Source organism: Falsibacillus albus, from assembly GCF_003668575.1.
Classification (GTDB): domain Bacteria; phylum Bacillota; class Bacilli; order Bacillales; family DSM-25281; genus Falsibacillus; species Falsibacillus albus.
In genome coordinates this window covers 1-13105 of record NZ_RCVZ01000014.1, presented here as the reverse complement: position 1 = coordinate 13105, position 13105 = coordinate 1, and the positions used below count along the sequence as shown (strand labels likewise).

Annotated in this window: 12 protein-coding genes; 1 reads left to right on the top strand and 11 read right to left on the bottom strand. The window is 42.8% G+C overall.

All coding sequences use genetic code 11. The annotated features are described in order from the left end of the window. Nucleotide 1 precedes the first annotated feature (1 nt). The 4 genes from sda to D9X91_RS17140 all read right to left on the bottom strand — a co-directional run bounded on the left by sda (nt 2) and on the right by D9X91_RS17140 (nt 3881). On the bottom strand, nt 2–157 hold the full coding sequence (gene sda, locus D9X91_RS17155; RefSeq protein ID WP_121681884.1) for a sporulation histidine kinase inhibitor Sda: 156 nt from the start codon (nt 155–157) through the stop codon (nt 2–4). Nucleotides 158–603: 446 nt separating this feature from the next. Continuing rightward, on the bottom strand, nt 604–1623 hold the full coding sequence (locus D9X91_RS17150; protein ID WP_121681883.1) for an ABC transporter permease: 1020 nt from the start codon (nt 1621–1623) through the stop codon (nt 604–606). Next, nucleotides 1620–2492, bottom strand: a complete 873-nt coding sequence (locus D9X91_RS17145) for an ABC transporter permease subunit (protein ID WP_158598352.1) — start codon at nt 2490–2492, stop codon at nt 1620–1622. The genes D9X91_RS17150 and D9X91_RS17145 overlap by 4 nt, the downstream gene beginning before the upstream one ends. Nucleotides 2493–2636: 144 nt before the next feature. Beyond that, nucleotides 2637–3881 carry an ATP-binding protein gene (locus D9X91_RS17140; protein ID WP_121681881.1) on the bottom strand — a complete coding sequence of 415 codons (1245 nt, stop codon included), beginning with the start codon at nt 3879–3881 and terminating at the stop codon, nt 2637–2639. 267 nt (nt 3882–4148) lie between these two features. On the opposite strand from D9X91_RS17140, the gene D9X91_RS17135 reads away from it, so the two are divergent. Further along, nucleotides 4149–4433 carry a spore morphogenesis/germination protein YwcE gene (locus D9X91_RS17135; protein WP_121681880.1) on the top strand — a complete coding sequence of 95 codons (285 nt, stop codon included), beginning with the start codon at nt 4149–4151 and terminating at the stop codon, nt 4431–4433. 165 nt (nt 4434–4598) lie between these two features. Here D9X91_RS17135 and qoxD read toward each other — a convergent pair whose 3' ends face one another. The 7 genes from qoxD to D9X91_RS17095 form a co-directional block, all read right to left on the bottom strand. Next, on the bottom strand, nt 4599–4994 hold the full coding sequence (qoxD, locus tag D9X91_RS17130) for a cytochrome aa3 quinol oxidase subunit IV (protein ID WP_121681879.1): 396 nt from the start codon (nt 4992–4994) through the stop codon (nt 4599–4601). Next, complete coding sequence (gene qoxC / locus D9X91_RS17125) at nt 4987–5607, bottom strand: cytochrome aa3 quinol oxidase subunit III (RefSeq protein WP_121681878.1); 621 nt, start codon at nt 5605–5607, stop codon at nt 4987–4989. Before qoxC ends, qoxD begins: the two co-directional genes overlap by 8 nt. Nucleotides 5608–5623: 16 nt before the next feature. Beyond that, the gene (gene qoxB, locus D9X91_RS17120) at nt 5624–7561 is read right to left on the bottom strand and encodes a cytochrome aa3 quinol oxidase subunit I (RefSeq protein ID WP_121681877.1); all 1938 of its coding nucleotides are present in this window, start codon (nt 7559–7561) and stop codon (nt 5624–5626) included. Between the two features lie 16 nt (nt 7562–7577). Then, nucleotides 7578–8468 carry a cytochrome aa3 quinol oxidase subunit II gene (gene qoxA, locus D9X91_RS17115; protein WP_121681876.1) on the bottom strand — a complete coding sequence of 297 codons (891 nt, stop codon included), beginning with the start codon at nt 8466–8468 and terminating at the stop codon, nt 7578–7580. Nucleotides 8469–9082: 614 nt separating this feature from the next. Continuing rightward, nucleotides 9083–10024: an L-threonine 3-dehydrogenase gene (locus D9X91_RS17105; RefSeq protein ID WP_121681874.1), complete on the bottom strand. Its 942-nt coding sequence runs from the start codon at nt 10022–10024 to the stop codon at nt 9083–9085. A gap of 46 nt (nt 10025–10070) precedes the next feature. Beyond that, nucleotides 10071–11261: a glycine C-acetyltransferase gene (locus D9X91_RS17100; RefSeq protein ID WP_121681873.1), complete on the bottom strand. Its 1191-nt coding sequence runs from the start codon at nt 11259–11261 to the stop codon at nt 10071–10073. 141 nt (nt 11262–11402) lie between these two features. Then, a complete protein-coding gene (locus D9X91_RS17095) occupies nt 11403–12458 on the bottom strand; it encodes a TIGR00341 family protein (protein WP_233569833.1) in 1056 nt (351 codons plus the stop codon). Nucleotides 12459–13105 lie beyond the last annotated feature (647 nt).

Genomic DNA, 13105 nt, shown 5'->3' with positions numbered 1-13105 from the left:
TTTACGATTCAGGTTGCCCATCCTGTTTAATGTCCAGGTCTCTCTTGTTGATTTCCTTTTCCAGGATGCGGATAAATTCATCAGATAAGCGCTCTTTTTTCGCTTGTTTGTATGCCTTCAGCAGCTGTGAGTCCGACAATAAATAGATAGAATTCATTTTGTTCCTCCTAGATGGTGCATCCCACTTTCAGCGTTTCTCGTATGTACTCTTCTTTGAAATCTTATTTTTTTGGTTTACCCGTATTCATTTCGTGTAAACATCAGAAAAAACAGGCTGAAGAGACTGTCTTTTCAAGTGTAAAAACATAGTCGACGCTGGTTAAAAGTGCATTGCACCGTCTTTTTTAAAGGTCCATTTCGTAAAGCTTGTTGCTACTCATCAAAAATTGTATAAGGTGATTTCTGCTGAAGGATCCTCGCTTTCCGAGGGGCGGGCGGTGAGCCCTCTGGAGTCTCGCACATTCCGCTTCAATCAACCCCCTAAGATGAATTTTTTCAGATAAACTGTTAAAAATAACAATCTTTGAAAGCATCTCTCTCCGCTATTCATATTAAAGACAATAAAATCCCAGCCTGACAAAACAGGTTGGGATTTTTTAAGGTTCAGCTTGATTTTTGATATAAATGAAATTCTTCCGGGCTAGGTTCCAACTTCGGCAATTCTTTCACCTTCTGCTTTTTCCCTTTGCCTTTTTTAAAATAATGCGAATACCCGGTGGTCGCTTGCACATAGCCTTCTATCATGAAAGAAACGGCAATCATCGTCAACGCAAAGCAGATGATCGGGGTCAGCGGCACCCATGGAATCCATTGCAGCAGTTTATACGTATTGCCGATCAAGCCGGACCATTCGTAAGTGATCGACTGCGGCGGATCCGGCATCCACGGATCATAGCTGATATGCGTGCCACCCAGGAAAATCTGGAGCAGGCCTAAATGGGAAAAGACAATCAATGTCTGCATCATTTGCTGACCGAATATGACGAATATCTTCTCCCTTAGTGCCGGAAAGATATGCTTTCTGATAATCCGCAGCTTTCCAGCACCAAGCGTTTTGGAACAGAGTACAAATTCCTGCTCAGCCACCCTGCCTGTTTCATTACCGATGACAACCACTATGATCGGCACAGTTAAGATTGCCAATATGACTACCTCCATCGCTATGCGTTCAAAGATGGTCGTCGTGAATCCCCCTTGTGGTTCCAGCAGGATCGGCCGCAATAAGTAGACAGCCAGGATGGTCAACGGGATATAATGGAACGAATCCACAAACCCATTGATATATTTCTTCTTCCTTCTAAGGAAAACGCCTAAGAATAAGCCTATCGGGACAGCAAGGACCATGCGGACGACACCGACCGCCAATGCAGAAAGAATCGTGTATTTCGCTCCCACGATTGCTTTGGCAAACATGTCATAGCCGCCCTTGTCGGTGCCGAATGGCGACTTCCAGCTTGGAGGCTGCGGAGAACCGCCAATGATCTTCCCATTATCATCATAAATAAATCGATATTTAGGAATATGGTCATTGGTAATACCTGAGTAAATAAAGCTGGCAATCAATACCCCGGCAATAAAAATGAAGCCTATCAAGAAAAATGGATTTTTCCATACACTTTTCATGAAATTGATTCACCACCTGTTATTTTTCGTTTAATGAGCCACTCTCCGACTGTATAAAAGATGAATATAGGGATAAAGAACGCAATCAACGTTATCGTGAATATCTTTGGATTTAAGCTTTCCATCATGAAAAGGGTGACTCCCCCCATATTGAATAGATACTCTAAGATAAATAGATTGGAAAGCATGAACCAAACAGTCTTCTTGGATTGAAAGAAGACGCTGATGACTGCATTCCGGAAAATATGAACAATGACAATGAAAAGTTTTTTTAATCCGATAGATCTTGCCAACAGGACATAGTCTTTATTCAACTCTTCTTCAAAAACGATCATGCTCAGGCGGAATAGCTGAACGGTCGGTAAAATCGACAGGCAGACGATCGGAAGCAAGTAAATCTTCTGTTTATCCAGTGCCGCAATGTCCATCAGCAGGATGCCGCTTTTTTGAAAGATAAAAATGACAGACAGTTGGGCAATGAAAATGATCAAAATATCAGGAATCGACTCAAATATGTAGAAAATGATTTTTATGAACCTTCTTACGCGGTAGTTGAACAAAATCGTGATGATGGTCATCAATAAAGCGGCCGTGCAGGCAAGGACAAAGGCGCCGAGCATCACCGACAAGGAATACATTACAGGTTCAAGCATAAAAGGGAATAATGGCTTCTCCGTCTGCAAGTACATATAGGTCACATCCTGCACATGAACGATGGAATATACTATCTCTTTCAAAGATGCCCAATAAATCCCCCAATCCAGCGTTTTCCGCTGCAGCCCAGCTAAAAAAGGCGGCAATGCACCTATGAGGATAATCCCTGTACAGGAAAGGACAAACCGTATGGCAACGTCTAGTACTTTTCTCATTTGCATCCCCCTAAATACTGACAATCTGTTTCCAATTTTAGCTTAAATATAGTCAAATTGAAAGATTTTTTAGAATGTAGGGATATTTGCGAAAATAAAAAAAGACGCACAGAGGCGCCTTTCATTACGACTTTCCTATTAACTTTATGATACAGGAAGTGAGAGTTGCACGGTCGTTCCTTCTCCCAGACAGCTGTTGATGTCGAGAGTGCCCTTATGGTCATGGATGATTTTGTTGCTGATTGTCAATCCAAGCCCCATGCCCTTTTCCTTCAAGGTAAAGAAAGGTTCTCCCAATCGATTCAGCCGATCTTCCGGTATGCCGATTCCTTCGTCAATGATGACCACCTTTAATTCATTACCGACGATTTCCTCCTGGATGGCTATCGTTCCGCCGTTATCCATGGCATCTATGCCATTTTTGACAATATTGATCAACACTTGGATGATTTGATTCTTATCGCCAAAAATTTGTGCATCCTGGCTGGATTCGAGCTTTAATTCAATCCCCTTCAGCATCGCTTCGTGCCTCATCACATTCAGCACATAATCCAGTGCGTCATGAAAGTTAAACAAAGCGTTTGATTTGCTTTGTGGTTTAGCCAAGACTAACAGCTCACTGACAATTTGATTGATCCGATCGATTTCAGAAGACATGATTTCCAAATAATCCTTTGTCACACTCTTTGTTTCATACATTAATTGGATGAAACCCCTCAGACTTGTGAGCGGGTTCCTGATCTCATGCGCAATGCCTGCTGCAATCTCTCCCACTACGGACAGTTTTTCTTTCTTAAGCAGCATAGCTTCAGCGCTTTTTTGCTGCGAAATGTCCCTTCCGATTGTCACCAATGCTTTTCTCTTCCCACTCCTATGGAACAATGGCACCTTGATGACGTCAAACGTCTTTTCTTCTCCGGAAGGAATGACGAATGACTCTTCGGTCCGTGTCAATGTTCTCGATTGCCATGCTTCTTCGTCAGACTCTACACAGTAATGAAAAGCATCTTTGAAGAACGGTGTCAATTCACCGATTTCGATGTCTGTTTTACTTCTATAATCTATCCCATGCAGTTCATATAAATCGATGCCGAACTGGTTTACCTTTAGCCATCTTCCTTCTCCATCCTTAAAGCAAACGAAATCCGGCATCGAATTAATCAAGGTTGAAAGCCTTTTTTCTTCCCACTCAAGTTTCTGATATTTCATAAAGAACTGATAGCCCGACCAAATCATATAGCCAGCAATCAAAATGGATGAAATAGAAAGTGTCAAATAAGTAGTCGTCAAAAATGAACTTTTATAGGAGATGCTCCCTAAGATTAATTGACTGATCCATAATATTAGGATGATACAACTTAATAATTGCCATTTTTTCTTTGTCAGCATAAGATACATCCCCCATCTAATCTGTACCTAATCCCCCTTATCATATCATTTTTATCGAGTTTATCCCATCACGGGTTTGAATAATTTCTCAATTCCAGCTATGAAACATGGTACAAAATTCCTGAATTTAATTTTCAGAATTATCTTTGTATTTTCCTCTGGTAATTTTTATTAAATGTGTTATAATAAATTGTAACAAAACGTTCACAAATTGTTCTTTTTTTCGACAAAATTGTAAACGCTTTATTTTAAAAGGAGTGAAACGTAATGGATGTTTTTATGGTGTATCTCTTTGTTGCAACCGCTACTCCACTGTTCTTATGGGCCGAGCATAAAAAGTGGGCAATCATCCACTCACCCTTCGTGCTAGCCTTATGGATTTCCTTCATTTATTACATTGCTGTTCCTGAAATGGGAATGCTTGGACATATTGTACTTTGGTCGCTATTTATCGCAAACTTCCTATATGCACATGTTGCTGCCATCTATTTGTACGCTGCTCCATTCTTACGGAGCCAACGAATAAAGGATCCTATGCCTACAATCGAATAACATTCAAAAACCCAGTTCATTGAAACTGGGTTTTTTATATGGGGTTATGTTGATTGAAGAGGAAAGTCCGCACTCCCCTGCGTAAATCAATCATCTAATAGAATTGTAAACATTAAAAAGGATCCCACCTCATCATCTGTAGGCGGGATCCTTTTTAAATATCGATTAATTCATATCCATGTTATCCATATTGCCGCTGTCATCATGCTTCATTTCCATTTTGTCATGGCCTTTCATGTCCTTCATATCTTTATGATCCATGTAGCCCATACCGAACGACATGACCCAGATAGTCCCTGCAACGATTGCCACGGCAATAAATGCCGCATATAGCATCGTTCCTGTTTGCCATTTGCCATTTTCGCTTTCCGTTACGTGCATGAACATGAAAAGCTGAATGATAGCTTGAAGGATCGCCAGGATGACAATGAATGTAATGATCATTTTAGTGGAGAAGCCGCTGTACAGCCCCACCCACAAAGCAATCAACGTCAAAACGATTGAAAAAATGAATCCGACTAAATGCTTCCAAGGAAATCTACTTTCTGAATGGCTAGCCATGACTGATCACCATCCTTGTTAAATAAACCCCTGTGAAAATGAAAATCCAAACAACGTCCAAGAAGTGCCAATATAAGCTTGTGATAAATACTTTTTTGGCCGTTGCAGGTACAAGCCCGCGTCGAGCGACTTGGATAAGCACGGCACTTACCCATAGGATACCGACTGAAACGTGGGCACCGTGCGTTCCGACGAGAACGAACAGTCCTGACCAGAAGGCACTTGTTTTCAAGGTTGCTCCTTCATGGACATATGAGATGAACTCGGAAACCTCGAATCCTATGAATCCAAGACCAAGCAGCAAGGTGATGATCATCCAGATCATCAATCCTTTTTTGTTGTGCCTTCTCATTTCATGAACGGCAATGCCGCATGTGAAACTTGATGTAAGAAGCAAGAAAGTCTCAATCATGACTCCCTTTATTTCAAATAATTCTCCGGGTGTGGGACCGTTCCCCGTCCGGTACATTAATGCAAAATAAGTTGCAAAGAGTGTACCGAACAGGGCAATCTCAGCTCCAAGGAAGACCCAGAAACCCAGAATATTTAAACGACCAGTCTCTGACTGATACTCCAGTGGAGTGTTTGGGTCGTGATTTTGTACCATTTCCATTCTGTTCGAGCCTCCTTTACCCTGAAATTTTTTCCGTTTCTTCTATTTCACTGACCGGCACATAATAGCCGTCATCGTATTCAAATGAACGCAGAGCCAAGCCAAGGAAGATTCCAATCAATCCGACGATGCCCATCCAATACCATTGGAAGACAAGTCCAAAGCCGGCAAAGAAGAAGATGGCTGACATAATGAATGGCCTGCCTGAGTTGCTTGGCATATGGATCGGTTTGTATTCGATTTTTTCTTTCTGTTCCGCTTTTGCTTCCTTCTTCATTTTCCAGAATGAATCAAGACCTGTCACTTCTGGAATAACGGCGAAGTTATAATGTGGAACCGGTGTATGAGTAGCCCATTCAAGGGAACGTCCGTCCCAAGAATCGCCTGTTTTCTCACGCTCAGCATAGCGGTAGCTGTAGTAAATGCTGTAAACCATCACGAGGAATCCAAGTCCCATGAGGGCCGCTCCAACAGAAGAAACAACATTTAAATTAAACCAGCCGTCGTCAGTACCATAAGTGAAGATACGGCGCGGCATTCCTTCAAATCCTAAGAAGAATTGAGGGAAGAAACATACATTGAATCCGACTACGAATAGCCAGAATGAAATTTTCCCTAATTTTTCGTTCAACTTGTGTCCGAACATTTTCGGATACCAGAAATAGAATCCGGCAAAACAAGCGAAAACTGTACCAGAGATCAATACGTAGTGGAAATGCGCCACCAGGAAGTACGTATTGTGATATTGATAATCCGCTGCTGCCATTGCAAGCATGACCCCTGTTACCCCGCCGATGACGAAGTTCGGAATGAATGCAAGCGACCAGAGCATTGGTGTCGTAAGCTGTATTCGGCCCTTATAAAGGGTGAAGAGCCAGTTGAATATTTTGACTCCGGTTGGAACTGCAATCGCCATCGTTGTAATGGAGAAGAAGGAGTTTACTGCTGCTCCCGCCCCCATCGTAAAGAAGTGATGGACCCAAACGACGAAGCTAAGTCCGGCAATGGCAATCATGGAATAGACCATTGCTTTATATCCAAACAGCGTTTTTCTTGCAAATGTACTGATGATTTCCGAAAAGATACCAAACGCCGGCAAAATAACGATATACACTTCCGGATGTCCCCAGACCCAGAACAGGTTTGCCCAAAGCATCGGCATTCCGCCATCTGCAAGTGTAAAGAAGTGTGTTCCGAATAAACGGTCAAATGTCATTAAAGCAAGTGCAACTGTCAAGACAGGGAATGCAAAGATGATGATGACACATGTGATCAATGTTGACCATGTGAACATCGGCATCTTCATAAGGCCCATGCCTTTGGCACGCATTTTCAAGATGGTGACGGTAAAGTTGATTCCCGTCATCAATGTTCCAATACCTGCAATCTGCAAGCCTAATAAATAATAGTTCTGCCCCGGTCCAGGACTCATGTCGTTACCCGCAAGCGGCACATAGCTCGTCCATCCTGCTGAAGGGGATCCCCCGATAACGAAGGAAATATTGAATAACATCGCTCCGAAGAAGAACGTCCAGAAGCTCAACGCATTCAAATATGGGAATGCAACGTCGCGCGCTCCGATTTGCAAAGGTACGACAACGTTCATCAATCCGATTAAGAACGGCATCGCCATGAAAATGATCATGATCGTTCCGTGTGTAGTGAAAATTTCGTTATAATGCTGTGATTCAAGAAATTTCGAACCCGGCACAGTGAGCTGGGCTCTCATAAGAAGCGCATCTACACCGCCGCGGAATAGCATCAATATTGCCGCAATAATGTACATGACGCCTAAACGTTTATGGTCAACGGTCGTAAGCCAGTTCGTCCATAGCCACTTCCATTTTTTGAAATAGGTCAAGCCTGCCACAATGGCGATGCTCGTCATGATGATCGATACATCCGCACCATAGATCAATGGATCGCCAGTGACAAAAAATTTGTCCCAAGTCATGCTGTGTGCCTCCTCCCTAGTTAGCCTCGTTTGATTGTTTGTTTTGTTCTCTTATTTTTTCTGCGTAGTCAGAATTACTCATCTTCGCATGGTCAACCCATTGTAAATGAGTGGAAGAGAACGTCATTGGTTTACTATGTCCTGCAAGCATTAATTGATCATATTGTTTTTTGGTAAGCTTCGGAGCCGATTTCTGAGTATCTTTTACCCATTGGTCGAAATCCTCCTGAGTTTCGGCTTTCACGTCAAACTTCTGGTCAGCGAAGCCTTCACCATTAAAGTTGGCATTCCGCCCTTTATAAACGCCAGGGTGGTCAGCCTGTAAATATAGGTCAGTCTGCATTCCTGCCATGTTATATTCTTGGCCGCCAAGTGCCGGAACCCAAAATGCTGCCATGGAATCGGCAGAAGTCAATTTGAATTTGACAGGGCGATCTTCAGGAATGATCAATTGGTTAACCGTTTCAATATTTTGCTCTGGATAGCTGAAGATCCATTTCCAATCAACGGAAGTTACGTTGACAACCAATGGCTTCTTGTGAGCCGTGGCCTTCGGAGGTTTTTCCAAAGAATATATGGTTTTCACCGTAGGCACAGAAAGTGCAATGACGATGATGATCGGAATGACGGTCCAGATGATTTCCAAGAACGTATTTCCGTGATCGTCCGGCGGCTCATAGCCCTCCGGTTGTTTACGCTCGCGATACCTCACGATGATAATTGAGAAGAGAATAAATACGACTGCAACAATGAAAAGCATAAAGCCGATTGACCAAAAGATAAGATCTTTCTGCTGTTCTGCAACCGGTCCCTGTGGATTGAACATTGTCATCTTGCTGCATCCGCCTAGGAATACCGATGTGATGAGTATAGAAAGCAGCACCAAAGGCTTGACTAACTTTCTCAATTTTGTCACCTACCTTTTTGTTTGTATATAAATAAGTAATGAGTGAAATACTTTTTTATTTCGACTATACCCATACTAGCAGAGGACAAACTTTATGTGACGCATCTCACAAAAGTGTCAAAGGTTTATCATCAAATTCTCACTAATTCGACACATATATTTCATTAATTCGTCACTAAATTGGAATGAAAAGGGTTTGCTAGGCAAATATCCTTCCTCGCCCTAGATAAGGTATATTGAAATACTGAAATAAAATCGTGCATACATTAGCCACATTTATCATTGTAAGTAAGGTTACACTTTAGTTCAATGGATAATATTTTTATTTATTATTCTGAAAAATTATTTAACCTATCGGCAACGGAAATAAAAAAGGATTGCCCACCACATTTTCCGGGTAATAAATTTCAAAATAACCAGCTCTTCTGTTGTATAAGATATGTCGAAATATGCCAAAGAACGATATAACATAATGTCCGCTGCAGGATGCTTCAAAGAAAAACTGATAAAAACAACAATCTTTGAGAAGAGAGCTAAAAAAATGACAAAAGGAATCGAAGACGACATTCTCTCGATCCCTTTTGTCTACAAACCAAAACAAGGTGGCTTCCCTATTACTTCGCTTTCAATTTTTCAAGCATATCTGCTGTCATTTTTGCCAAATCGAAATCCGTTCGGAATCCCCATTCTTCCTTGGCTGCCGATGCATCAATGGAATCCGGCCAGCTGTCGGCGATTGCCTGCCTGATCGGATCGACATCGTAACTCATTTCAAAAGATGGGATATGCTTTCTGATTGCCTGTGCAATTTCTTCAGGTTCAAAGCTCATCGCTGTTACGTTAAAGGAATTGCGGTGCTTGAGCTTGGCGGGATCTGCCTCCATTAAATCCACGATCGCATTAAGGGCATCCGGCATGTACATCATATCCATATATGTCCCTTTATCAATGTATGAGGAATAGCTTCCCTTCTTAATCGCTTCATAATAAATTTCTACTGCATAGTCCGTCGTACCGCCTCCAGGAGGTGCTACATAAGAGATAAGCCCAGGAAAACGAAGGCCGCGCGTATCGACGCCGAACTTTTGATAATAATAATCGCACAACAGCTCGCCAGATACTTTATTCACACCGTACATCGTTGTAGGACGCTGAATCGTGTCCTGTGGTGTATTATTTTTCGGGGTAGACGGTCCAAAGGCGCCGATCGAGCTCGGTGTGAAGAATTGGCAATTCAATTCACGTGCTGTTTCGAGTGCATTCACCAAGCCACCCATGTTTAAATTCCACGCAAGCAGTGGTTTTGCTTCCGCTGTTGCGGACAAAAGCGCAGCCAAATGGATAATGGAATCGACTTCATACTGCTTTGCCAATGCATGCATTCTTTCAGCATCCGTTACGTCCAAAATTTCGAAAGGGCCGCTTTTGACAACATCACTGTCGGTCTCCCTGATATCTGTCGCCAATACATTATCGGAGCCGTAGACTCCGCGCAATTTCATGACCAATTCGGATCCGATTTGGCCAAGTGCTCCGGTCACTAAAATTTTCTTCATTTCATTTTTCCTCCTGTATTAAAAAACCGTTCATGCTGTTACAAAATTAGATAATGCCCATTTCCTTGCCTACTTTTTCATAAATGGCAATCGCTCTATCAAGCATTTCCTTAGTATGGGCAGCCGTCGGCATATTTCTCACACGCCCTGTCCCTCTTGGAACTGTCGGGAATACGATGGATTTTGCATATACGCCTTCTTCATATAGGCGCTTACTGAATTTTTGTGTTGTTTTTTCTTCGCCGATGATGCATGGCGTGATTGGTGTTTCACTGTCACCGATATCAAAACCAAGCTCCTTTAAGCCTTTTTTCAGGTAGTTCCCATTTTCCCAAAGGCGATCATGAAGCTCTGTGCTTTCCATAAGGATATTCAAAGCTTCTGTACAAGCTGTCACATCAGCAGGTGTCAAGGAAGTAGAGAATAAGAATGGACGGGCAGCGACCTTCAGCCAGTCAACCAGGTTTTGTTTGCCTGCGACATATCCTCCCACTACGCCGATCGCTTTGGACAATGTCCCCATCTGCATATCGACACGATCGGAAAGACCGAAATGCTTGACCGTTCCTGCGCCTTTTCCAAGGACACCTGAACCATGTGCATCGTCAACATATGTGATCAAATCGAATTCTTCTGCGATCTCCACGATTTCAGGAAGCTTCGCGACATCTCCATCCATTGAGAAGACGCCATCTGTGATGACCATGATTTTATTGTATTGTCCTGATTCTTTCGCTTCCTTTGCCTTTTGACGAAGGTCTTCCATATCCGAATGGTTGAAACGGATGATCTTAGCTTTTGATAAGCGGCATCCGTCAATGATGGATGCATGGTTCAGTTCATCGGAAAGAATCGCATCATGCTTGTTCATGACAGCTGAAATCGCACCCATGTTACAGTTGAAGCCTGATTGAAAGGCAATTGCAGCTTCGGTGGACTTAAACTTTGCAATTTTTTCTTCCAGTCTTGTATGTAATGCAAGGGTACCGTTGATTGTCCGGACAGCGCCAGCACCAACTCCCCATTCTTTCACTGCTTCCACAGCAGCTTCCTTCAATCTCTCGTTGGTGGCAAGACCAAGATAGTTATTTGAAGATAGGTTCACCAATTCTTTCCCGCCGATCTTGATGACAGGGCCATTTGGTGATTCAACAGGATCGATTTCGTTGTAAAGTCCTCTTTCTTTTAAATCATTCAAATTCTCATTCAAAAACTGATCTAATGCTTTACTTGACATGTTTGATCCCTCCAGATTAATTTTTTATAAAAATGTTTGAAAAACAATTGTCCTCCCGAGAAAGACAATGGTTATTTATAAAACCTTTATATACAACTAATGTAACATATTTTTTTGAAGTTGTTTATACTAAATGGACAGTTACAAGAGATGGTTGCTATAAATCACTGCCACTAAAAGCAACAGGACGATCAGGCTTACAAAGATCAATGAATATTTCCGTGAATTGTTTGCCTTTTGAACTTCATCGTATTTAAGCGGCCGGATTCCTGTCAGCGAAAATACAACCACGGCAGACAATAAGATGGAGCTGATATTGACAAGAAGAAGCAATGTGGCATGAATCGCTTCTGGCCATAGAAACGCTGCCCCTGACATCCCCATCACTGCAATCGGCGGCAATAGGGCAACCGCCACCATCACTCCCACAAGGGCACTTGGAAATTTCCTTAATGTAGACAGGGAGCCCGCAGCACCGGATGCAAGGGCAAGGACAATATCTTCGATCGACACCTTCGTACGCGACATGAACTCCTGGCTGTGAGTGGGGATTCCAAAGAACAGGCCGAGCCCGATCGAAACGATCAAGGATAAAATCACCCCGGTCAAGACGGTCAATAAGGCACTTCGGAGCAGTTTGAAATCTCCCAAAATAGAAGCGAATGCCACTCCGATGACTGGACCCAAAAGCGGGGCAATCACCATTCCCCCAATGACGATCGCTGAACTGTTCTTAATCAGTCCGATGGTGACGACCACGGCAGAAATGGCCACAAAGATGGAATAACCGATGTCCACATGGGAGTTCGCTTCGATCTTCGTATACAACTCTTGCCTGCTCGCCCTCTCTACCTTGCTTTTATCTTCCTCTTCCTCTTCTTTTTTCTCTGCCGTTTCCCTGGTGATATAGGCTTGGACAGGAAATAAAATCACTTCGAAGCCGTCAATGAGGTTGGATACACTCTCTAAATAATCGAGTATTTCCTCAGTTTGCTGGGAGTTGACCAGCAGCCTTATCAGGACTCTGTCGTCTGCACGATCTCCTTTCCAATAGGAAACATGATCAAAGGATTGGACTTTTTCATCGACCTGCTCAAGGTATTTATTTGGAATATATGCTTCGATCAATTGCAGCGACATAGGCACCCTCCACGACTTTCTTTCCGAATCCAGCTTGACGCCATCGGCTTGAATCATCCAGCATTACCGCTTTACCCTATTATTCGCCCATCCTACCACTAGTATGAAAATATTTTTGAACTGAGGAATTACCCTTATTAATGATGGCTTTGCGAATGGTGCAGCCGCGGAATATGTCGCGTGGTGTCGATCGGCCGATATATTTGAAAAATCGGCTGATATAGTCATCATTTTGGCTGATATATCCGAAAGCCGGCCGATATATCTGAAAATTCGGCTGATATTAGTTATGCCCGCGCCGTCCAGTCACCCCTGAATCATGTTTCCCCTTCGATCTGCCAGAAAATTGAACAATTCACCTATATTTTTTTAGGCTATGATAAACAATGCTGTTGATTTCCGTGTCATTCTTCACTTTCCGCGGGCCATACAGGAAGTTAGGTCGCTCGATGTTGGCACAGGACAAGGAAACGTATGCAGCAGCACACCGCACGAAGAAAAGTTCCTAGCATATTTCGAGGAAGTGCCGAACTTAATCGATCATCCGCCTGATGCTTCCCTGGCTATTGCCGCCACCCCAAAGTTAAAACAGTAACTGTGTGAAAATCCATAATAAAAGCATGCAGGAAATCCTGCATGCCCAGCTTGTAGAGAAAGAGGTATTTCTTCTCTACAAGCTTTTTTGTTGTAACTAACTTTCCAAA